We start from the raw sequence: 21,033 nt of genomic DNA on the forward strand, positions 1-21,033 counted from the left end.
TCACGTGGTCACTCAACCGCAGCGCCAACGTCGGCTCCCCCTTTCCGTACGGACACGGTCATTTGCCGTTGCCATCGGGACATGTCGCCCGACTCGCCTATGGCCACTCCGTCGGCCTCGACCCACGCATGCGCGCGGAACGGGTGGACCTGGACCCCGGTGTGCCAGGTCGGCCAGTGACCATGCAGGCGGCACCACAGAGCAACTGCGATCGACCGGGGCAGGCAGCCGTCGCCGGCGCACATGAGGCTCGCCCGCAACACTGCGCGGTGCGCGATTTCCGCCTCTTCCCTCCGGGAGGGGCGAGCTCCGCGACTGAGCGCTTCCAGTATGCGACGAATTCGGAAAGGCGGGCAGGCGGCCAGGATTCGGGCCGCGTAGACGACCGTCGCCACCGGTATCCGGCGGACAAATCCGGACCCGTCAAGCCTGGCCAGGGCGGTAGCTGCGGCTTTCATCGCACACCTTTGCTTTCCGCGGTCGCTTTGGTCGGCTCGGCACCAGGCGACGGCGAGGAGGACGTGACACCACGTAGCCATGTTTCGCAGTTGAGAGTCGTGATCATCGCCGGCAACGCCGCTCCGGGAGGCTGGGGCGACGTGCACGCCAGGCGCAGGGCGTTCGCGTCGACTAGTCCGAGCTGTGCCAGGACTGAATCCTGGCACAGCTCGGCGATCTGCCGACGCCGCTTCCGAAAGCCCGCATGCACGTTTTCGGACATGTCGTTCTTTGTCGATCGCTGCATCAGCTCCGCGGGCACAATGCCGCGCAGGCTCTCCGTCAGCAATGGCTTGAAGTCCCACGGGCTCGACCGTTCGTAGGGCCGCACGGCAAGGCAGCACTCGATCACCCGGTCGTCGAGGAACGGAGAAGCGACCGCGACACCTCCTCGTCCGGCGGCCTGTCCGATCAGCCGGGCAACACGTCCGGACAGGCCGATGTTCTCCAGAGACTGGTGCTGAGACCGCGTCCGGGCCAGCGGTTCGGCGTCGGCCGCGGCGGACAAGGCGTCGGCCACGACGCGTCTGCCCTCTTCGGTGACCCAGCCGGGCAGGCGCAGCCGCTGGTTCCAGGTCGGCGGTGGCGGATGCGGTCCGGACAGCGGGAAGGCCAGATCACGGGCGCATCCCGACAGCCAGTCGCCGTAGGAGCCGCGATCGCCGACGACTCCCCACAGGTCACGCAGCGACCAGCGCCGAAGCGCACGTTGGCCGTACAGATGATTCAAGGCGACCCTGGGGTTGCGCCTGGCCAACGTGTGAAGATAGGACGTCGGCGCGGTGAGCACTTCGTCACCGCCGTGCCCGGAGAGATGGAGGGTCGATCCACGGGCCGCCACGAGTCGAGCGATCGCCAGGAACTTAGCGCTCTGGACGCCGACGAACGGCTCGTCGTGACATTCCGGTGCATCGAACATGCCGTCAAGCGCGCCAGGCATATTCGCGTCCTCGAGCAGGACGTGATCGACGCCTGGCATTCTTTCCGCGGCTCGCAACGCGCTCGCGGTGTCGTCGTCCGCAGTGGTCAGGCCGCACAAGGTCACTGCGGTGAGGCGCGGATTCTTGAGCCAGGCCAGGTAGGCGACCGGCGTCGAGTCCATGCCGCCGGAAAGGTCGCAGCTCATCGTCACGTGCGCGGACGCCCGGTTGTCGACAGCAGCGCACAGGGCCTCTCGGAACAGAGAACTCGCTTCGGCCCTGCCGAGTTCAGACTCGGGCGGCTGCCACCACTGAGACGTCCGGACGGCGCCGCCGGTCGCACGAAATTCGGCGTCATGCCCAGGCGGAACTGCCTCGACGCCACGCCAGAGAGTCCGGTTCGAGAGCGGGTGCGGCACCGCCGGAAACATCAGCCGCAGCGCGATCGATGTCTCGTCCAGCGCCGCCGTCTGCATGCCTGCGACGACATCCGCACGATTGGAGAGCACGCAGTCGCTCGTGCCCCGCGGGTAGAACACACGCCGCGTGTTCGACAGGGTCCCCCGGACGCGAATGCGATCGCCGAGCGCAGCGATCACGTAATGGCTCCCCGGCAGCCGCTTGGTCACGCGGTCGAGATCAGCGTAGCTGCTGACCTGGTCGAGCTTGGAGCGGAGATCCTCGTCGGAAACCGGGCAGAAGCCGAGCAGGGCCACGAGGCCGGCACGACTCCGGTGCACGAAAAGCGCGTCCGCGCCGAGCACTCCCACGATCAGAGGCCGACCCGATTCGTGCGTCGCGAGCGTTCGGGAATCCGGAGCGGGACGACGAACGGCGAGAGCGCCGTCGTGGTCGGGCAAGACCACGAACACGCTCTCGCCTCCGCCGACTGTGTGGCGGTCACGCATCAGCCGCTCTCAGTCCCAGAGCCAGGCGACGTCCCACGTGTTGCTGCCGATTCCGTTGGTGAGTTCGCCGAACTCGCCAACGGGCGTCATCGCCGGTCGCTCGTAGTCGATCGGCAAATTCTCGGCTTCACTCTGAATACGCTGGTCCATGAATCTTCTCCTCGTTTTCGGAAATTTCCCGGAAATATGGGCCGAATGTGCGAACTGGCCCACTGATTACGTTATCCCAGCGTCAGATTCCGGGCAACTCAAGAGAGCATCTCTCGCTGTTGCCGACCGCGAATGACCACTATGGAAGCAGATCAACAAACTCCAGCATCCAAATGCCGGTGAAATACACCGATGATTTTCCGGCTTTCACGCCTGCGCCGGCCGTCCCGCGCGGGCAAGACCGCGGACTGGGCATGAAACGTCAGGTGGTGGCAGGTTCCCGCATGTCAAGCGCTGATGACTGAGCCGAAACCTGCTCTGCGAACTCGCGCCACGTCTGGGAGCATTCCCTGGCAAGATTTGCCACGGAGTTCGCCCGGTGCGGCGGCACATGCGCGATGAGACGATTCCACTCGCGCACCTGGTTGAGATGCAAGTCCAGCAGCCGGAGCAGAAAGCGGCCGGTGTCAGTCAGCCGGAAGGCAGGATCCTGCCGCAGCGCCTGAAGCGTTTCCATGCTGGTTGCGGCGCTGCGACCAGCCGGGGCGCGTGATCGGCGCTCCCGCCCGTCACCTCGCTCGCCTGCCTTTCCGGTGCCAGTGTCCGCTTTCGACTCTCCCTCCGGCGCGGCCGGACGCTTGTTCCCCGGTTTCCGCGCGGGAAGTCGGCGAACCCGGCCGTCTCGGCCGACGCGTACCTGCGACTGAGGAATTTCCTCAGTCGAACGCATCCGCACAGCGCCGACCGTCTTGGGCGAGAGTCCGACCAAGACGGCGATCCTGCGGTCCGACCACTCGGCGTGCGCCTTGACAATGCGGGCGGCGGCGGCCGTGCGATCAGCCAAGGTCAACGGCAGCCCGTGCGCCACGTTCGCCTGCACTGACTTGACGAACGCTTCGTCCTCGGAGCCGTCGAAGAAGCAGACCTCGACGGTCGAACAGCCCTGCAATTCGGCCGCCATCAACCGGTGCCTGCCATCGATGACCTTCATCGTGCCGCGATGAACAAGGATCGGCGGGAGCTGCCCTTGTGCCTCGGCAAGAGCGTGGACGTGGTCCATGTCGACGCCTTCGAGCCGCGGGGAGTCGTCGACTGCCAGCAAGTCGATTCGCACCGGCTGTGCCACGTCCTCCGCGGTGTCTTCGCCAAGTACCGTTCTGTCCGCCGGTTCGGAGCCCCGCCCCGCCGACCGGGCGCCGGTCGACCCGACGCCGCTCAGCACCGGATTGATTTCAGAAGACGAGTATTCGTTGCTGTCTGGCGATCTTTTCGTGCAACCATCCAAGAGTCCTCCCCCTGACCGTAGACGTCCCGCCTTCGCGGCCCGCGCCAATGCAAGGCGGCTGCGGCGAACTGAACATCCGATGGCTGAATCCCCCGACGGAAGACATCGCAACATTGCGTGCCTTCATCGTCACAGTAGCTCGGACTTGAGACATGTCAAGCTGTTTCGCGCCTGCTCGACAACGCCTGGCGGCGAACAGGTCCGTGCTGCGCGGGGGCATCCGGTCGATCGTGTCGCAGGTTTGGGCGCGGGCAGCGTGACCGGAGTGCGATCGCGGGTTGCTGCACCGAATCTTGCTGTCGAGAGCGCGGTTTTCGCTTGGCTCCGACGGAGTTGTACAGCTTTGGTCTTTGCCTCTCACCGCAGGGGACGGGAACTGATCGCAGGCGCTGCGGACCGCCCGGGGCCAGCCGTGGCTGGTCGCCGCGGTTCTGATCAGCGACATGCCTTGCGAGTTCGCCTACGATCGCTCACTGGCCTTCGACGTCGGCCAAGCGGGAACCTTCGACCACGACGATTTCCCGGCCTTGTCCGGTTCCCGGGCCGCCGCTGCGCGGATACCCGGTGCATTCCGCAGTGCCCGACACGAAGCAGGTCGTCGAAGCTGCTCCAGGCGTGGCTTGCGACCGACCGCGGACTAGATGTCTCCGTTGGTGCCGTTGATGAATTGACCCGACCACTTGCGTTTGAGCCGGAGGCTCGCCAGGTTCACCCGGTCCCGGAGAATTCCCATCGGGCGGCGGATGTCGATGATCACCACGATCCGGTCCTCTTCGCTCTCGTTGCTGACCTCGTGCTCGAAGGTGTCGTCGATGAGCACGCTTTCGCCCTCCCGCCAGGTGTAGTGCTCGGTGTCGACCCGCAGCCGCGGCGGATTCTCCCGCGGCACTTTGATCCCGAGGTGATACCGGAGAATTCCCGCGTAGGGACCGTTGTGCGCGTTGAGCTTCACCCCGGGTTCGAGGACCGAGATCATCGCGTTCACCACCGTGGGCGTCCGCTCGGCGAAAGACAGGATGGTCGGGCAGTCTTCCCGTGCTTTGGGGTTCGCGACGCCGAGCATGTAGGCGTAGTAGAGCCGCCAGTTGTCGGACACCTCCGCCGCGCGGACGGGGTCGATGTCTCGGTACTGGGGCAGGTCGCGCCTGCCGACCAGGGCCAGCACTTCGCTTCTGACCTGGTCGAACTGCGCTTCGAGCTGTCGTGCCTCAGGAAAGAGCTTGTACGGGGACATGATCCGGAAACGTTTCTCGCCACCGCTGGTGCGCAGGAAGTAGCTGTTGATCGCGTTCCGGACGCCCGGCTGGTCGACGCTGAGCGAGCCTTTCATGTGATGCTCCTTGTGCGGAAGAGGGTGGTTTTCGGTTCAGTCGGAGCCTTCGGCGTGCGAAACCTCCTTGGTGCCGTGACGGCGGAGGAGCAGATGGATCGTCAGCCCGCCGCAGATGATCGCGGCGCCCCAGCAGACGATCACCATGCGCACCGACAGGACGAGGGTCAGCGTGCCCAGACCCAGCGCGACGGCAAGCCACAACGCCGACAACACCAGCTGCGACACCGCGAGGATCCGGCCGGTGTAGTCCGGCGGTGCTTCGGCCTGGACATAAGCGCGGAACAGCACGAGCGAGCCGAGCGCCGCCCCGCCCACGAAGGCGGCCAGCGCGATCGACCACGGCAGGTTCGTCGCCGTGGCCAGCAGCGTCATCGCGCAGCCGGTGAGCAGCAGCGAACCGGTGTGGTAGCGCGGGTCGTCGTGCGCGTGGGAAAGCTTCACGCACACCAGCCCCGCGAGGAACGCGCCGACGCCCCAAGCCGCGTCGATCAGCCCGTACTCGGCGGCGCCCATCCCGTTGTCGTTCTTGACGAAAGCGGGCAGCACCGCGTTGATGCCGGAGATCAGACTGCCTGGTATCGCGGCGAAGAGGGCCGCCAACAGCAGTCTCCGGTGCGACGCCAGCACGCGCCAGGCGTCGGTCATGTCGCGGAACAGCAGCCCGCTCGTGCGCTTCGTCGCGGGTTTGGTGGTGCGCCGCGACGGCATCGCCAGGAGCATGCCGCTGGTGAGTATGCGCCCGGCCAGGCCGACGAGCAGCGGAGCGGTGTCGCCGAGAGCCGGAATGGCGGCCCCGCCCAACCCCGCCCCGATGAACACCCCGACCTGCGACACGGCCTGCCAGACCCCATTCGCCCGCAGGAGTCCCGTCCGGTCGAACAGTTCCGGCAGCAGGGCGCTGTAGCTGGCCGACGACAGCGAATACAGGCCGCTGACCACCGCGCCCGCTACCAGCACGTGCCAGGGCCGCAACTCCCCCAGGCCGGCGAGGAGCGGGATCGCGCCGAGCGGCAGGACACGCCCGAGTTCGGTGGCCACGGTGACCGCGCGCCGGGAGAATCGGTCGATCAGCGGTCCCCCGAAGAACGCGGCGGGCACTCCCGCGCCCGCGTTGAGCGCGGCCATGACCGCGAGGTGCAGCGGGGTGCCTCCGAGGGCGAGGACGAGCCAAGCCAGCACGACGACGTCCAAGCCGGTGCACAGGGTGGAGAGTGCACGCGCGCCCAGCAGCAACCGGAAAGCGGGGGTGCCCAGCATCAGAGCTCGGCCCTTCCGGCGTCGGCGATCCGGTCGAGCCGTTCCCGCAGCCCCTCAGGGCACATCGGACCGAGCTCATCCCGCAGTTCCCGCGCCTTGGCCCGGTTGTGCCGGGCGGCGTCCTCGTCCGACCAGCCGGACGGAGGGCGCAGCAGCATCGACCACACGGGCACGGGCTCGCCGCCCCGCAGCAGTTTCTGCCGGTACCCCGCCACGCCGAGGTCGAGTTCGCGCAGTCCGTTCCGCAGGCAGTACCGGACCGGTTCGTGGATCATCAGGTTGAAGTACTCGGCGTGGTCGCCGATCCGGTCGTAGTCGAGCCCCGCGGAGCGGCCGACCAGCGTACGACCGTGCCGGATGCAGGAGAAGTAGCCGAGGGCGCGGCCTTCGTGGCGGCAGACGAAGGCGAACAGCGCGTCGCCGAGGACCGATTTCAGCTTTCGGTAGCGCCCGACGAAATAGTCGGCGTCGCCGTAGCTGCCGTGCCGGCGCTGGGTGCTTTCCTGCAGCTCGCCGATCTCGCGGAGGTTGTCGTCGGTGATGTCCTCGACGGTCACCGACCGACCGCCTCTCGCCAGCAGCCGTCGCTCCCAGCGCACCCGGTCGCGGTCCCGTTTGCGCAGGCCCGCTTCGTACTCCCGCTCCGAATCGGCGTGCACCGGCACCGAGATCCGCATCGCTGTCAGCAATACCGGCCGGCCGGGCAGCAGTTCCCGCAGCCGAGTCATGTCCGGTCCGGTCAGGTGCGCGGCGAACGCGGTCCCAGCCCCGGCAGCCGCCTCGCACTCCGCCGCCGCGGCCCATGCCTCCAGCCCGCCGTTCACCACGGGTGCGGTTCCGTAGCCCGAGGCGTTCCCCACCACGGTCACCGGTTCCCAGCGGCGGGCGGCCTCGTCGGTCACCCGGTCCGCGCCGCCGAAGAGCGTGCCGGGATGGAGGTGGGAGTTGGCGGGACCGTCGCGGTACCGGAACAGCGGGACGATCGCGCGCAGGGCGCCGCCGGCGTCCCGTACGACTAGTACCCGCTCCTCCGCGCCGTTCTGCCCGAGCATGGCGAGGTTCCAGGTCCTGGCCGAGTAGAACCCGATCCCGGTCGGGGCCGCCAGATCGTCCCATTCCGCCGGCGCGGCGGGAAGCGGGCACTCCTCGATCTCGAAAGCGCTGCGGCCGGTTGCCCGCGTGCGCGCGGTCATGCCGTGGGCCCCGTCAGCGCCACCAGAGGACGGGGGGTCAGGCCCATCTTGCGTTTGAACGGTTCGTTGAGGCGTCCGCATTCCGCGATCTCGACCCCGGACGACCACATCAGTTCCAGCATCTGCCACCACATCCGGTAATAGGGGCTGAACGCGACGTCCGGCCGGTCGCGCAGGTACCCGGCGGCCCAGTACTGCAGCCGGGCCGCTTCGAGAAAGCTCACTCCGACGGCCAGCGTCGCGCCGGCGGCGTCGCAGACCTCCAGCACCCGCACGGGCTCCCCCAGTTCGCGCAGGAACGCCGCGAGCTTGACCGGGTCGTAGTACCGCGGCGACCCGGCCCGGGTGGCGGTGGCGGCCACGAACTCCATCAATCGGGGAAGGTCCGGGTGGTCGGCTCGACGGATCTCGCACCGGGCGCCCTGGTCTTCGGCCCGGCGCAGCTGCCTGCCGAGTTCGCGCCGGGCCGAGCCACGGAGCGAGGCCAGGTAGGAGGGGCCGTCGGGCGCGAGCGTGCGCGGCAGCACCCACCGCGGCACGAGTTCCTCGCGCTGGAACCCGTGCTCGCCAAGCGCGCGGACGGTGTCAGTGCCGTCCTCGAGATTGATGAAGCCCCATCGTGCGCATCCGGTCTCCGCTGCCTGCGCGCCGAACGCTTCGCCCAGCGCCCGCAGGGATTCGTCGTCGCGCGCGAGCACTCTCGCACCGGGGCAGTGCCACATCGGGGAGAGAAACGCCTGCTCGTTTTCGCGCAGGCCGAGCAGTCCGAGCGGGTCGCCCTGGAGGTAGGCGGGGGCGGCGGCCAGCAACGCGCCGCTGGCGTCGCGCACTTCCAGATAGCGCGGGAGGGCGATCTTCTGCACCGGATGGTGTTCGTAGGCACGCAGGAACGCCCTGGTGTGGAACACCGGCGCGGCGAGATCCTTCGCCAGCTCGTCCCACTCCGGGCCGAGCTCGTCGGCGGTGCGGAGCACCCTGACCTCCCGCCGCCCGCCGCCCGGCGCGCTCCGACGGGGCGTGGTGACGGCGGCGATCGCCTCGGCGCAGGCCGCCACGTCGGCGGGCGCGACCGGGCCCATGTGACCGATCCGGAGGACATCGCGTTTCCACGCGCCGCGTCCCGAGGACACCCACACGTCGTGCCGGGCGGCGAGGGTGTCGCGAACCCGTTCGGCGGTGGGCGCCGGCAGGCGGACCGCAGTGACCGTCGGCGAGCACAGCGGCTCCGGAGGCACTACGAGGAGTCCTCGCGCACGCAAGGTCTCCCGGCAGAGGCGCGCCGTCTCGGCGTGCCGCGACCAGACGTTTTCCAGGCCCTCTTTCTCGATCTCGCCGACCGCCGCTTCCAGCGCGAAGAGCACGGACAGGTTGGGGGTGTACGTGGTGGTGGACTCGCGGGCGTGCGCGGCGGCGCGAGCGAGGTCGAGGTAGTAGCTGCCCGCTCCGGGAGCGGCGGCCCGGGCGAGCGCCCGCTCCGACGCGGCCACCAGCGCGAGGCCGGGCGGACAGGCGAGTGCCTTCTGGGGCACCCCGACGGCGACGTCCAGGCCCAGCCGGTCGAACGCGATCTCGGCAGCGCCCAGACTGCTCACGACGTCGACCAGGATCAGGCAGTCGCTGACCGAACGGATCGCCGCGGCCCACTCCTCCAGCGGGGCCAGTACCCCGGTCGAGGTTTCGTTGTGCGTCAGCAGGACAGCCTGGTAGCCCTCGGCGGCCTTCGCGCGGATCTCCTCGGTCGAGGGCACGTCGCCCCACGCGGATTCCAGGACGTCGACCTCGGCGCCGTGGAACGCGGCGATCTCGCCGAAACGCGCGCCGAAGTAGCCCTGCCGCACCGACAGCACGCGATCGCCCCGCCGCAGCACCGACGCGGCCGCCGCCTCAAGCCCGCCTGTGCCGGAGCAGGTCAGCACCAGCACCGGCGCGGTCGTGCCGAACACCCTCGCCAGCCGCGGCGTCAGGTCTGCCAGCCGGTCGCGAAACTCCCGCGAGCGATGGCTGATCATCCGTTCGGCGGCCATCGCCTCCAGCGTCGCCCCGCTCACTTCCGCGGGGCCGGTCATTCGGTAGTTGCGCATGGGACATCGCCCTTCCTTCGCCGGTCCGCGGCGCTCGATCCGGCAGGCAACAAGCCCTCGACCGCGGCACGGACGCGCGCCCGGTCGAGCACCACCGGGGTACCGCTGACCCGGTTCGAAGCCAATCCCTCTTCCACCACGACTCCGGCGAGTCCGGGTTCGCCTTCGGCGCGGCACTCCGCCGGCAGGCCGCGGGCGGTGATGAGCGACCGGATCGTCGCGCCGAGGTCGCGCTCGCCGGCTCGAAGCAGCCGCCGCAGCTTCGCGGTCGCTGCGGCGACCGCCGCCGGATCGTGGTGGTCCGGAATCTCGGCCGGCCCCGCCCGCTCGACCATCGGGGCCAGCCAGGTCAGGTGCATCGCACAAGCGAGGCCGTGCGGCACGCCGAGATGGACGGTGAGCGGATAGGCCAGGGCGTGCGCCGCGGTGGTGCGGGTGATGTCGATGGCCCGTCCAGCCAGGGTGGCGGCCTCGCAGAGCAGATCCCGCTCCGCCGCCGTGGGAACCTCGCCCGCCTCGCGCAGGATCGGGATGACCTTGCCGAGCGCGGCCTCGGCATGGTCCCGGGATTGCTCTGTCGCGCGGATCGACCACAGCGATTCGACGGCGTGCGCGAGCGTGTCGAAAGCACAGCTCCAGGTGAGCGCGGGCGCACAACTGTCGGTCAGCGCGGGATCGACCAGCGCGACGTCGGCCCGTACCGCCGCGTCGTCGAGCGAAACCTTGCGGTTCCCCCGGTACAGAGTCGCGAACCGGGTGACCTCGCTGCCCGAGCCCGCGGTCGTCGGGACCAGCACCAGCCTGGCTCCGTCGAGCGGAGCGCGGCGTCCCTCGAGCACCTCCGCGGCCGCCGAGGGTTCGGGAGGCAACGCCCGGGCCGCCTTGGCGATGTCGAGCGAAGAGCCGCCGCCCACGCCGACCACCAAGGTGGCGCCGCAGTCCGCCCTCGCCCCGGCCGCAGCCACCGCCTCGTCGAACGTCGGATTCGGCCGGAATCCGGAGAAGACGCGGGTGCCGGGCGGCAGCCGGCGCGCCAGCCCGAGCCGTCGCACGGTGCCCCTGCTGGCGACCACGAGCGTGCCTGCCCAGCCAAGCCCCGCGAGCTCGGCGAGCCTGCCGGACACACCCCTCCCGGCGATCACCGGGACGCTCGGCTCGGCAGCCGCTGTCACGACGCCTGCCCAGCAGCCGCGCCGCGGAACCGTTCTGCGACCGCGTCGAGGCTCATGGCCGCGGACGCCCTCGGGTGCACCTCGTCCGGCGTCGGCATGGCCTTGAGGACGCACAGCACCGGACCCGGCGCGGACAGGGCGGCGCGCACCTTGGGGGTGAGCGTCCTTTCGTCGTCGCACGTCAGGACCGTGCGGTACCCGAGCCCCCGGCCAAGGGAGTCCCAATCGAGCCCCGCCGAGGTACTGCGCTGGCAGCCGGTGGATTCGTAACATCCGTTGTCCACCACCACATGCACCAGTTGCGCGGCACCGGAAGCGGCGACGGTGCTTCCGGTGCCGAGATGCATGAGGAAAGCGCCGTCGCCGTCGAGCACCACCACGCGGCGTCCTGGGCGCGCGGTCGCCAGGCCCAGCCCGATGGCCGCGGCGTGCCCCATCGAACCCTGCATGTAGAACGTCTCCGGCCGGTCCCGCTCGTGATGAGCCTGCCGCGACAGATAGCCGGTCGTGGTGACCAGCAGTTCGTCGGTCAACTGGTCGAACAAGGCGGCGACCGCGGCCGCCCGGGTCAGCCCGGACCCCCGCACCGGTTCCTTCTCCGCCGCCTTCCCGATCGATTTCCTCGGCACCAAAAGGAAGAACGGGTCGTTCTTGGCACGCGCTCGAGCCGCGTCGTCGAGCGCTTCGCCGAGTCCGTCCGGCCGGAGCACCGCGTGCGGAATGCCGAAGCCGGCGAGCATCGGAAGGGTGGCCGAGCCCATCACCGCGTGCTGGGCCTCGTCCTCGCCGGGGTCCGGCCAGCCGCGCAGCGTCATCACCACCAGCACCGGGACGCGGTAGGGCAGCACGAGCGAGGTCAACGGGTTGACCAGGTTGCCGAATCCCGAGTTCTGGCACAGCACCGCGGCCTGCTCCCCGGCGAGTTCCCAGCCCGCGGCCAGCGCCAGCGCGGCGCCCTCGGACGCGGCCGGGGTCAGTTCGCCCGCACGGTCGAAGAGCGTCCAGGGCCCGGCGAGATGACCGCACGGGACGCCCGTCACCCGGCGGGTGCCGTAGGCGCGCAGTTCGCGGACGAACGCCTCGGCCGCCAGTACCCCGCTCAACGGTCCCTGCCCAGCCACTGGTTCATGCCGGACAGGTCGAAGATCTCTTTCACCGAAGCGATATGCGGTTCGATGCCGGTGGTGGACCCCTCGGCGAGCACGGTCGCCCAAGCGTCGCGTACCGCCCGTACTGTCGCCCGCATTCCCTGGTTCGCGTAGATCACCATGGCGATGCCGGCGTCGTTCGCCTCTTGGACCGAGAACCGCGCGTAGGTGGTGGGCACGACCACCACCGGCGCCCGATGCCGCCACCGGTCCATGAAGGCGATGACTTCCGCCGAATCGACGGCCTTCGAGTGCACCAGCACCGCGTCGGCGCCGACGTCGACGTAGTGATGGCAGCGGCGGAGCGCCTCATCGACCCCGAGGCCGCAGATGAACGCCTCTGTCCTGGCGATGAGGACCGTGTCCGGGTGTCGCTGGGCCTGCTTCGCGGTCGTCAGCTTCTGCCCGAACTCTTCGGCCTCGAGAAGCTGCTGTCCGGCGTCGACGAAGCTGTTTCGCTTCGGGAACACCTTGTCCTCTATGCAGACCGCGGCGACCCCGGTGTCCTCGTAGCACATCATTGTGTACGCGGCGTTGAGGTTTCCGCCGAATCCGGTGTCGCAGTCCGCCACCACCGGGACGGCCACCGACCGTTGCATCGTGGCCGCGCCGGCGAGGAATTCGGCCATGCCGAGAAGGCTGACGTCCGGAAGCCCGTGCGCCGCCGAGATCTCCAGCCCGGACGCCCAGATGGCGTCGAACCCGGCTTCGGCGGCCAACCGGGCGCTGAGGCCGTCGTGCGCGCCTGCCACCCGGAGAAGCTTTTTCTCGGCGAACGCGCGCCGCAGCATGGCCGCCCGCGCACCGGGCGCCTCGATCAGGTTCGCAGTTTCTGTTGTCATCGCAGTCCTTCGCTCTTTCCGGCTGCTCCGATTGCAGCCGTCCCCAGGAATTCCGACAGGCGGCCAGCGGCCTCCGACAGGAGGCCAGGCACCGCCGCGACACAGAGCCGGACATGGCCCGGCAGCCCGAAGGTGGACCCGGGCCGCAGGCGGACTCCGGCGTGCTCGGCCAACGCCGCGCACAGCACCCGGTCGTCACGCCACTCGGGCCGCGCCTTCGCGAGCCCCGAAGTGTCGAGGCACAGATAAATACCGCCGCGCGGGACGATCACGCGCACCGCCGGAACGGCCGACATCGTCCGTACGGCGTGCTCCCGCAACGCGTCCAGCCGGCGCACCCGATCCGGCACGGCGTCCTGCTGCCGGTCGAGAACCGCGGCGACCGCGGGCTGCGCCAGGGTGCTGACCGGCCCGGTGGTGTGCTCCACGATGGTCCGCACCGCCGCCGTCAGCGCCGCGTCCGCCCACACCCAGCCGACCCGGAGACCGGCCAGCGCATGCACCTTCGAAGCTCCGCCGACCACGACCTCGCACGCACCGGCCCGTACCCCGCCGGCGTCTTCGCCGCCGTAGGCCCAGTAGATGTCGTCGACGACCAGAAGCAGCCCGTGCTGTGCGCACCACGCGCGGATCGCAGCCAGGGTTTCCGTGTCGTAGACGGCTCCCGTCGGGTTGACCGGGCTGTTGACCACGACCGCTTTGGTCCGCCCGGTCCGCGCGGCTTCGAGCCGATCGGGATCCGGCAGCCAGCCGTTGGCCGGATCGCCCGGCACGGGCACCGGCCGGGCGCCTGCGATCCGCAGCATCTCGGGATAGTGGCTCCACCGGGGTTCCGGGACGAGGATCTCGCCGTCGGCCGCCGAAGCCGCGGCGACGCTGAAGAGCCCGTGCCGCGCTCCCGCGGTGACGGTGATCTGCTCGGGGTCGACGTCGGATCCGACCCGGCGGGCGTAGTGCGCGGCGACGGCGGAGCGCAGACCCGATTCTCCGCCGGATGCCGCATAAGCGGTGACCTCGCGGGCGGACACGGTCTCGGCGAGCGCCTTCAACGCCGGTTCGGCCAGCGGCTCGATCACCTGGCCCGAGGACAGGTCGATCACCCCGCTCATCCGTCGCCGTCCTTGGCCTGGAGCGGGCGGATGCCGTTGAGGGCCGCGATCTTCGCCAGGTCGGTTACCACCGCCGGCAACAGCGGGATGCCGTCGGCGGCGCGCTGTCGCGCCGATCTGCGGCGCCGGTCGCCCGGCATGCGCACCGGGACTTCCGGATTCGCAGGCCTGGCCGAGCGCACCTCGGCGGCCAGGCGGTGCACCTCGCCGGCGACGACGTCCGGTTCGCCGAGGGCGCCGAGATCCAGGCACAGCACGAACTGCCCGAGACCGGCCCCGCTCTCGTCGTAGGTGTGTTTGCTCCACCGCGCGCCCGCCAACGGGCCGCACAGCAGTTCGGCGAGCAACCCGAGCCCGGATCCTTTGTGCCCGCCGTATTCCTCGCCGAGGCCGCCGAGCGGGAGGAGCGCGAATCCCGCCCGTGCCTTCAGCCCGGCGACGACCGCGGGGATGTCCGTCGCTGATTCGCCGTCCGGGCCGACCGCCCAACCGGGACGCATCGGCCTGCCTTCGCGGCGAAGACGTTCGAGCTTGCCGCGCGGCACGATGCTCGTCGCCGCGTCGAAACACAGCGGGCCGTCCGTACTGGGCACGGCGTAGCTGATCGGGTCGGTGCCGAACATCGGCTCGCCCGCTCCCGACGGCGCGACCTGCGGCGTGGCGTTGGTGGTGGCGATCGCGAACATGCCCGCGCGCGCGGCGCGTTCGGTGTACCAGCCCGCGATGCCGATGTGGTTCGAGCGGCGCACCGCCACCGCCGCGACTCCCTGCGCCCTCGCACGTTCGACGGCCAGGTCCATCGCGAAGCACAACGCAGGCTGTCCGAGCCCGTTGTGCGCGTCGACCACGGCGACCGCGCCGTGGTCACGCACGACCTCCGGCGAGGCGAGTCCGTCGATCGTGCCTTCCCGCAATCCCTCGACGTAGCGGCGCAGCCGAGCGACACCGTGACTGTCCACACCGGACAGATCGGCGGCGACCAGCACCTCCGCGGTCAGGTCGGCATCGTGACCGGACGCTCCCGTCGCTCGCAGCGCGGTCGCGGCGAACGCGCGCAGTTCGGCGGCTCCCACGATCACGACGGCATCACCGCCGCGAACGGCGTGCACGAGCGTGCCGCCGCGTCGGCCAGCCCGCTCCACAGCGCGGCGCCGGTCAACGGCGACGCGGGCGGCGGATCGGCGACCTGGTGGTGGGCGATGAGCGGATCCGGAGAGCGGCCGGCGAACCGGATCGCCACTACGCCCGTGCGGAGCCCGTCCGCGGCGCGCCGGGAGGCTATGGTGCCCGGGAGTTTGCCCCTCCAGGTGCTCTCGTCCACTTTTCCTTCCGCGGTGACGGCGAGATCCGCCGACCGCACCGCGCCTGTTCTGTCCACCATGTCGAGAAGTGCCTCCGCCCCGGGTTTCGCCTCCGCTGTCGCCGCCGCGGCCAGTCCGAATCCGATCCCGCCGCCCGCCCCGAACCAGCCGCTGCGGAACCGGGCCGGGGCGGCTTCGTCGCCTGCTGCCGCGAGCAGGCCGACGAGCTGGCTCAATGCGCCCGCCGCGATCGGCCGGTCCTGCTCGGTCATGCCTTTCTGCGCACCGAAAAAAGCAAGGTTCTCCGCCAGCGACGGGCGGACGTCCGGCAGCAGGCGCAGACTCACTCCGTCGAGAAGACGCCGGGCTGGGGCCAGATCGATCAACGCTGCCTCGCGCAGCGTCGAGGGAACGGGAACGACGCGCTTGCCCGCCGAGTCGAGAAACCGTGCACCGAGCGCGTGCAGCGCGCCCGCTCCGCCGTCGACGACGGCCGTGCCGCCAAGGGCGAGCAAAACAGTCTTCGCTCCGTTGGCGATCGCGTGTGCGATCACCGTGCCGACCCCCGCCGAACTCGCCGCGAGCGGGCGGAGATTCCGCGGGCTCGTTCCGCCGAGCCCGCAGATCGACGCGGTCTCCACCACAGCGGTGCGGGAGTCCAGTGCCAGCCAGGAAATCCGTTGCGCGCGACCTGAGGCGTCCTGGGCGGTGACGGGCATCAACCGACCCCCGAGGACCTCGTGCAGCACGGACAGCGTGCCGTCGCCTCCGTCGGCGAGCGGCAGCACGGTGACGGAGGCGTGCGGAAGCGCGCGCCGGACGCCGACCGCGAGCGCGTCGGCGACCTCGACGGACGTGGCGTAGCCACGCAGGCAGTTCGGAGCGACGACCACGCTGCCGATGCGTCGCGCGGCCGCCCGGATATCGGGACTCATCTGCGCACGGCGGAGCGCCCGCGGACCCACGTGCGTAGCAGCAGCCGCGTGTGATCGGGTTCGTCCTGGAATTCGGTGCGCCCGTGCAACAGGGAGAGATTGTCGAACAGGGCGAGTTCGCCTTCGCGCAGCTTGCCTGTCTTCGCGAGGCCGCCGGAGGCGACAATCCGGTCCAGCTCGTCCAGCGCGGCGCGCTGCCGATCGGTCAACGGCGGGATTCCGGGGTGCTCGTGCCCTCGCTCGATGTAACCGCGAAGATAGCTGATCGCGGACTTTCCGTTCTGAGTGAACAACACCGGCTTCCGCGTGGTCGGCGGTTCGCCCGGAGCCTGGTCGCCTCTGCGATCGAAATGGAAAGGCTCGCGCAGCGCCGCGGTCACCCCTGCGCGGGAGGCGAGAGCGGCTTCCAGGTCGCGAATGTGCACGAACTCCAGTGCTCCGCCCCGCGCGGATTGCCGGACGCACAGGAGCGTGAAGAACTCGGGCGCCGGAAGCGGAGCCTCCGCGCCGTCCGTGTGCAGGCTGCCGCCGAAGCGGGAGTCCGAATACCGCGCCCGCGCGCCTTCGCCGATCGCCGTTCCGCGGTCCCGGACCTCGCGAACCAGGTTGCCCTCCCCGTCCTGCGGGAGCGGTTCGCCGAGCAGGCTCGTGAACCGGACCAGCGCCTCCTTGTTCCTCTCGTCGTCGAGCGGGAAACCGGTCAGGACCAGCACTCCCTGGCCAAGCTCGACGTGCTCCCTGACCAAGGCGGCGAGTTCGTCGCGCGCCTCGTGCGGGGCCGGGTCCTCGTCGTCGGCGACGAGGAATGCGCGAAGCCCTCCGGCGAGCGGGACGCGCGAGGCGCCGAAGCTGTCGACGCTGTCGACCTCCGCTCTGGCACCCGCGGCATCGCGAGGCGTTGCCAAAAACTCGACCAACGGATCCCCCTCTGTCCGTTTTGTGCACCTGCCGTCAGAAAACTGCCAAGCTCCGGCAGAACGCCGAATCACGGCAAGGTGCTCCCCAGATCTTATTGCCCCAGTAGTGCGCAATTAACGAAAATGTAGTCTAGGTGTCATCTTGTCCGAGTGTCAAGGCAGCATCCGCGTCCGCCGGGTACCGTACTGCTCCTTTCGGGCCACCGGCTCCTGCGTTTTTTGACAATTTTTGCGCCCGTTTCGCTTTTCCGCGCGCGGTGCGTACAGCAAGCGGATGCGATCGCTGCCCCAAAGGACGGAACATCATTAACGAACAGACTGCCGGGCAGACGCACCGCTCGATACGGGAAAGATCAGCGGCACCAATGGTCACAGGCTGACATTCCGGGCGTAACACCGCGGACGGCAGTGCGATTTTCCCAGCATTGAGCGCATCGAACTTCAGATTCCGCAAAAGCTAAGCAGCGGCAAACAACATCGCTGCACGGCCGCGCCCCGCCCCGGAGTTGCCGATCGGCCGGCCGACCAGTTGGTGTTCCACTTGCACACTATTCAGGAAAATGATCGTGACCAAAGAGCGCAAACAGCGCAGAACCGGCTAATAGGTCAAGTAATCCGCTGCGTTCTCGGGCCTTGCTGCCCGCGCAACGGCGGGTCGACCGGGCCCGGCAACAGCATGGGCGGAGCGATTCGCTTGCTCGAGGTGGCCGGGGCGGACTACTCGCGTTGACGCGGCGGGAGATCGTCCTCGACCCGGTTGCCCGGCCGCGGCACCACTGTGTTCCACAAGACTCGACGACGCAGCCGCTCCCGGCTGTCCTTGGCAGGCCGTGCCATCACCGTTCCGCCGAAGTTTCGGCCTATCAGCACGACGTCCGCGAGGCCGCATCCCGGGCCGGACCGCCGCACCAGGAACTGTGCCCCTGAACGAAATTGATCGTAACTAAGCGCTCGTTTTCCGGGGTACGGAACGAATCGAACGGAACGATGCGAGTCACCGACGAAAACCCGCGCTCGCCACGCACGCGAGGACAAGCAGTGCAACCCTCGCGCCCCCGCCGCCCGACCAGGTTAGCCGCAGCCCTGGCCAGAAGAAGATCAGCTCACCCCAAGGCGGCGCGATCCGCCCGCGGCAGCGGACGGCCAAGGGGCCTCCGCGCCGCCGGAACCGCGGATGAGCCTTTCGGATGGATCAATGCTCCGTCGGCGGTCATCGCGAGTCTGACATTTGTCCCACGGCGCGTCCCCGGCCGAGGTTTCGACGTGCTCGCCGCCGAACCGCGCAGTACAACGCCAGTGCCTAGGCCGTTGAGCAATGGAGTCATGGGCGGTTGCGAAACCGGAAATTCTCGCCGGACGCCCGACCGCCGCGGGCAGTCGGTGCAGATTTTGCGGGCAGGGTCGGAGGTGGAGAGCTTCTGCCACTGACGTGCCGCAGCACCGGTTCTACCCTTCGGCCCGGACGGTGACCAGCCCCGACAGTCTGGTCACTGCGATGCAGGACTCCGCCCGGATCGGTTTCCCTTCGACGTCGCCGACCGGCCGGATGGCGGCCCGCCGGGCAATTTCGGAAAACCTCGACGGCCGCGGCGTGCGGGCGGGCGACAGCCGCCCGGTCAAGATACTTGTCGCCGGCGTCCGAGAGACCTGGTTCATCGACCGTCAGGTCGGAGTCTTCGTGCCGGAGAACCGGCGGCTCGCGATGGGCCACCCGGACCCACCTCTCGCGGGACCCAGCACGGCGTGAAACCCGGCCGGTACTCGCGGTTGTTCCTGTTCATTCCCCGAACCTGTTGCCGCATCGCGACCCGCGCAGGGCACCGACCTCTCGCCGATAAGATCCGCACGGGTTTCCCGGTGCGGGAAAGCTCCTCGCCGAGGCTGCCACGGTCACCGCGGCCAGCATCGGATCGCCAGGAGCACACGCGCCCGCGTCCCGTCGTCTTGCGGCCCGCCGTGGACTTGGCCGCAGGCGCCCGCTGCGTGCTCACGGCGACCGGGAACGCAACTGTCCCCCACCTTTGCCGCGGTTGCCCCGCTCCCTGTTTGCGGATCTCGGAGCCGGACCGCGCGCCCAGTGCGGCTATCGCACTCGCCGGGGCTTTCCGTCCGCTCAATTCGAGAAGAACAATTCTCATGGAATTGCGATCATTGCGGTCGTCATTTTGTCCGTTTCGAGATTTTCCTCAGGTTCTGCCGGGCTCGTGATTCGGATCACCGAAATGGCGCAGCGAATTCACCGGCTGCGCCTGTAGCATGTGAGAAGGAGACCGGGTGGGCATTCTCGCGCCATCTGGGGAACAGAGCTTCAGTGTCGGATCCGATCTCCGGGCGAGGGTTTGCGCGCGACAGCGGATCGTTCCCGGGCGTCGCGGGAACCGCGCGGGCGACGCATTTATCGGAAACAGCTGTGCATCAGCGGCATCATGACGACGCGGTACGGGCGCATCCGGCAACTGCGCCAGTACCGCACTGGGGGTACGGTGGAAGAATTGAAAAGCCGGGCCGCGGTCCGGCGTGCGGCTTTTTTCGATGTCGACGAAACAGTCATCACCGCAAAAAGCATGTTCGCCTTCCTGCGCTACTGGATGGAACGCCATGGCGACGACGGGAGCGGGTATGCCCGCCGCGCCGGCGAATTGCGGCAGATCGCTGCCTCCGGCAGGCCGCGGGAGGAAGGGAATCGACTTTACTACCGGTATTTCGCCGGGGCCGTTGCGGCCGAGGTGCAGGCCGCGGGCCGGGCCTGGTACGCGACGTACCGGGCGGGTCCCGAAGCGTTCGTCGGGGCCGCCCTGGCGGCACTGGAGAGACATCGCCGCGCCGGGCACCGGATCGTGCTGGTGTCCGGCTCCTTCACGGCCTGCCTGACGCCGCTCGCGGAGGACCTCGGGGCTGACCTCGTACTCTGCTCTGAGCCGTTGACCTCGGAAGACGGGCGGTATACCGGCGAAGTCCGCCGTTCGATGATCGGCGAGGCCAAGCGGGACGCGGTGACGGCGGAGATCGCCGCGGCGAATCTGGATCCGCGTGATTGCTTCGCGTACGGCGACCACGCCAGCGACCTCGACATGCTGGCCGCGGTGGGCAATCCGGTCGTGGTCGGGAACGATCCGGTGCTGACCGCCCGCGGCTGGCCCGCCCTGCCCGCGGACCCCGCGCCGCGGTATTCCGGCGCGCGGGAAAACGCCGCGCACTGACTCCCGCGGCACATTACTCAGCAAGGACACCAGCCCCGTGGAGGTGGGGATGACTGCGTTCGTCGTGGTCGGCGATCGATTTTCGAAATTCGCCGCGCGTACCGGAGCTCTGACCGTTTCACAAGTGATCCAAAAGATGCGGGGCGACGGCATGCCAGGTGCGACGAAGCTGGTCGGCGGGCAAGGCGTGGCAGAATGCGACTGGGACCGGATCCGAGACGAAATCGCGCACCGGGGAACGTCCGGCGAAGTCGAGATCCACCCGCTGACGCACGGCCCGCTCAGCGACCGTTCGGAAACCCACAAGCACAATCCGCACAACGTTCTGGTCGCCGGACTGGAACCGGTGGGCGACCACGAGTTCGAGGCAGCGCTGCGGTTGCACAACGACCAGGAGTTCCAACTCGACCACATGGGCGTGCACGTCCAGGGAATGATCGTGCTGGAGGCCGCGCGGCAGATGTATCTCGCGGTGTGCGAGCGCTATTACCCGGGCGAAGGCGAAATTCATCTGTTCGACAAGATGGAGACAACTTTCCGCAACTTCCTTTATCCCCTGGAAACCCGGCTGCGCTCCGCGGTGACCGCCGGGACCAGCGACCTCGGCCGGCCGGTCTTCGACGTGCGGACCGAGTTCCGGCAGGCCGGGCTGCACATCGCGGAGGTGCGGACGGTCGGCACCGCCTTGTCCGCGCAGTCGCTGGAGCGCAAGGAGCACCGCGGGGCCGAACGCGCCCTGCGGCACGCCCTCAAGAACGCCCCGGCGCCCGATCCGGCCCGCTGA

Annotated in this window: 18 protein-coding genes; 3 read left to right on the top strand and 15 right to left on the bottom strand. The window is 69.2% G+C overall.

Going from position 1 to position 21,033, the window contains the following annotated elements; genetic code table 11:
• Nucleotides 1–8 precede the first annotated feature (8 nt).
• From EIZ45_RS14360 to EIZ45_RS14430, 15 genes are all read right to left on the bottom strand, one after another.
• A complete protein-coding gene (locus EIZ45_RS14360) occupies nt 9–539 on the bottom strand; it encodes a lasso peptide biosynthesis B2 protein (protein WP_370318140.1) in 531 nt (176 codons plus the stop codon).
• The gene (locus tag EIZ45_RS14365; RefSeq protein WP_167756442.1) at nt 455–2,290 is read right to left on the bottom strand and encodes an asparagine synthase; all 1,836 of its coding nucleotides are present in this window, start codon (nt 2,288–2,290) and stop codon (nt 455–457) included. Before EIZ45_RS14365 ends, EIZ45_RS14360 begins: the two co-directional genes overlap by 85 nt.
• Before the next feature lie 45 nt (nt 2,291–2,335).
• On the bottom strand, nt 2,336–2,476 hold the full coding sequence (locus EIZ45_RS14370) for a lasso RiPP family leader peptide-containing protein (RefSeq protein ID WP_134662762.1): 141 nt from the start codon (nt 2,474–2,476) through the stop codon (nt 2,336–2,338).
• 262 nt (nt 2,477–2,738) lie between these two features.
• The gene (locus tag EIZ45_RS14375; protein ID WP_167756443.1) at nt 2,739–3,698 is read right to left on the bottom strand and encodes a ParB/RepB/Spo0J family partition protein; all 960 of its coding nucleotides are present in this window, start codon (nt 3,696–3,698) and stop codon (nt 2,739–2,741) included.
• A 700-nt stretch (nt 3,699–4,398) separates the two neighbouring features.
• Nucleotides 4,399–5,091: an aspartyl/asparaginyl beta-hydroxylase domain-containing protein gene (locus EIZ45_RS14380; protein ID WP_134662764.1), complete on the bottom strand. Its 693-nt coding sequence runs from the start codon at nt 5,089–5,091 to the stop codon at nt 4,399–4,401.
• Nucleotides 5,092–5,127: 36 nt separating this feature from the next.
• Nucleotides 5,128–6,351: an MFS transporter gene (locus tag EIZ45_RS14385; protein ID WP_134662765.1), complete on the bottom strand. Its 1,224-nt coding sequence runs from the start codon at nt 6,349–6,351 to the stop codon at nt 5,128–5,130.
• A complete protein-coding gene (locus tag EIZ45_RS14390) occupies nt 6,351–7,544 on the bottom strand; it encodes a GNAT family N-acetyltransferase (RefSeq protein ID WP_167756444.1) in 1,194 nt (397 codons plus the stop codon). The genes EIZ45_RS14385 and EIZ45_RS14390 overlap by 1 nt, the downstream gene beginning before the upstream one ends.
• Nucleotides 7,541–9,625: an aminotransferase class V-fold PLP-dependent enzyme gene (locus tag EIZ45_RS14395; RefSeq protein ID WP_134662767.1), complete on the bottom strand. Its 2,085-nt coding sequence runs from the start codon at nt 9,623–9,625 to the stop codon at nt 7,541–7,543. The genes EIZ45_RS14390 and EIZ45_RS14395 overlap by 4 nt, the downstream gene beginning before the upstream one ends.
• The gene (locus EIZ45_RS14400; RefSeq protein WP_167756445.1) at nt 9,607–10,797 is read right to left on the bottom strand and encodes an iron-containing alcohol dehydrogenase; all 1,191 of its coding nucleotides are present in this window, start codon (nt 10,795–10,797) and stop codon (nt 9,607–9,609) included. Before EIZ45_RS14400 ends, EIZ45_RS14395 begins: the two co-directional genes overlap by 19 nt.
• A complete protein-coding gene (locus EIZ45_RS14405) occupies nt 10,794–11,900 on the bottom strand; it encodes a thiamine pyrophosphate-dependent enzyme (RefSeq protein WP_158714384.1) in 1,107 nt (368 codons plus the stop codon). The genes EIZ45_RS14400 and EIZ45_RS14405 overlap by 4 nt, the downstream gene beginning before the upstream one ends.
• On the bottom strand, nt 11,897–12,787 hold the full coding sequence (locus tag EIZ45_RS14410; RefSeq protein ID WP_205669892.1) for an isocitrate lyase/phosphoenolpyruvate mutase family protein: 891 nt from the start codon (nt 12,785–12,787) through the stop codon (nt 11,897–11,899). Before EIZ45_RS14410 ends, EIZ45_RS14405 begins: the two co-directional genes overlap by 4 nt.
• Nucleotides 12,784–13,896: a pyridoxal phosphate-dependent aminotransferase gene (locus tag EIZ45_RS14415; RefSeq protein ID WP_134662769.1), complete on the bottom strand. Its 1,113-nt coding sequence runs from the start codon at nt 13,894–13,896 to the stop codon at nt 12,784–12,786. Before EIZ45_RS14415 ends, EIZ45_RS14410 begins: the two co-directional genes overlap by 4 nt.
• Nucleotides 13,893–14,975: an Ldh family oxidoreductase gene (locus EIZ45_RS14420; protein ID WP_167756446.1), complete on the bottom strand. Its 1,083-nt coding sequence runs from the start codon at nt 14,973–14,975 to the stop codon at nt 13,893–13,895. Before EIZ45_RS14420 ends, EIZ45_RS14415 begins: the two co-directional genes overlap by 4 nt.
• A complete protein-coding gene (locus tag EIZ45_RS14425; protein WP_134662770.1) occupies nt 14,972–16,132 on the bottom strand; it encodes a glycerate kinase in 1,161 nt (386 codons plus the stop codon). The genes EIZ45_RS14420 and EIZ45_RS14425 overlap by 4 nt, the downstream gene beginning before the upstream one ends.
• Nucleotides 16,129–17,049: a TauD/TfdA family dioxygenase gene (locus EIZ45_RS14430; protein ID WP_167756447.1), complete on the bottom strand. Its 921-nt coding sequence runs from the start codon at nt 17,047–17,049 to the stop codon at nt 16,129–16,131. Before EIZ45_RS14430 ends, EIZ45_RS14425 begins: the two co-directional genes overlap by 4 nt.
• Nucleotides 17,050–18,514: 1,465 nt before the next feature.
• On the opposite strand from EIZ45_RS14430, the gene EIZ45_RS14435 reads away from it, so the two are divergent.
• From EIZ45_RS14435 to EIZ45_RS14445, 3 genes are all read left to right on the top strand, one after another.
• Nucleotides 18,515–18,796: a hypothetical protein gene (locus tag EIZ45_RS14435; protein ID WP_134662772.1), complete on the top strand. Its 282-nt coding sequence runs from the start codon at nt 18,515–18,517 to the stop codon at nt 18,794–18,796.
• Nucleotides 18,797–19,475: 679 nt separating this feature from the next.
• Nucleotides 19,476–20,249: an HAD family hydrolase gene (locus EIZ45_RS14440; RefSeq protein WP_134662773.1), complete on the top strand. Its 774-nt coding sequence runs from the start codon at nt 19,476–19,478 to the stop codon at nt 20,247–20,249.
• Nucleotides 20,250–20,373: 124 nt separating this feature from the next.
• A complete protein-coding gene (locus EIZ45_RS14445) occupies nt 20,374–21,033 on the top strand; it encodes an AfsA-related hotdog domain-containing protein (protein ID WP_167756448.1) in 660 nt (219 codons plus the stop codon).

The sequence above is a fragment of the Amycolatopsis sp. CFH S0740 genome (assembly GCF_004522315.1).
Classification (GTDB): domain Bacteria; phylum Actinomycetota; class Actinomycetes; order Mycobacteriales; family Pseudonocardiaceae; genus Amycolatopsis; species Amycolatopsis nivea.

What these genes read in the sequence shown, in the direction of transcription:
- EIZ45_RS14360 (WP_370318140.1), bottom strand. Translation starts at nt 539, where the DNA reads ATGGCTACGTGGTGTCACGTCCTCCTCGCCGTCGCCTGGTGCCGAGCC.
- EIZ45_RS14370 (WP_134662762.1), bottom strand. Translation starts at nt 2,476, where the DNA reads ATGGACCAGCGTATTCAGAGTGAAGCCGAGAATTTGCCGATCGACTAC.
- EIZ45_RS14380 (WP_134662764.1), bottom strand. Translation starts at nt 5,091, where the DNA reads ATGAAAGGCTCGCTCAGCGTCGACCAGCCGGGCGTCCGGAACGCGATC.
- EIZ45_RS14385 (WP_134662765.1), bottom strand. Translation starts at nt 6,351, where the DNA reads ATGCTGGGCACCCCCGCTTTCCGGTTGCTGCTGGGCGCGCGTGCACTC.
- EIZ45_RS14390 (WP_167756444.1), bottom strand. Translation starts at nt 7,544, where the DNA reads ATGACCGCGCGCACGCGGGCAACCGGCCGCAGCGCTTTCGAGATCGAG.
- EIZ45_RS14395 (WP_134662767.1), bottom strand. Translation starts at nt 9,625, where the DNA reads ATGCGCAACTACCGAATGACCGGCCCCGCGGAAGTGAGCGGGGCGACG.
- EIZ45_RS14410 (WP_205669892.1), bottom strand. Translation starts at nt 12,787, where the DNA reads ATGACAACAGAAACTGCGAACCTGATCGAGGCGCCCGGTGCGCGGGCG.
- EIZ45_RS14415 (WP_134662769.1), bottom strand. Translation starts at nt 13,896, where the DNA reads ATGAGCGGGGTGATCGACCTGTCCTCGGGCCAGGTGATCGAGCCGCTG.
- EIZ45_RS14425 (WP_134662770.1), bottom strand. Translation starts at nt 16,132, where the DNA reads ATGAGTCCCGATATCCGGGCGGCCGCGCGACGCATCGGCAGCGTGGTC.
- EIZ45_RS14440 (WP_134662773.1), top strand. Translation starts at nt 19,476, where the DNA reads ATGACGACGCGGTACGGGCGCATCCGGCAACTGCGCCAGTACCGCACT.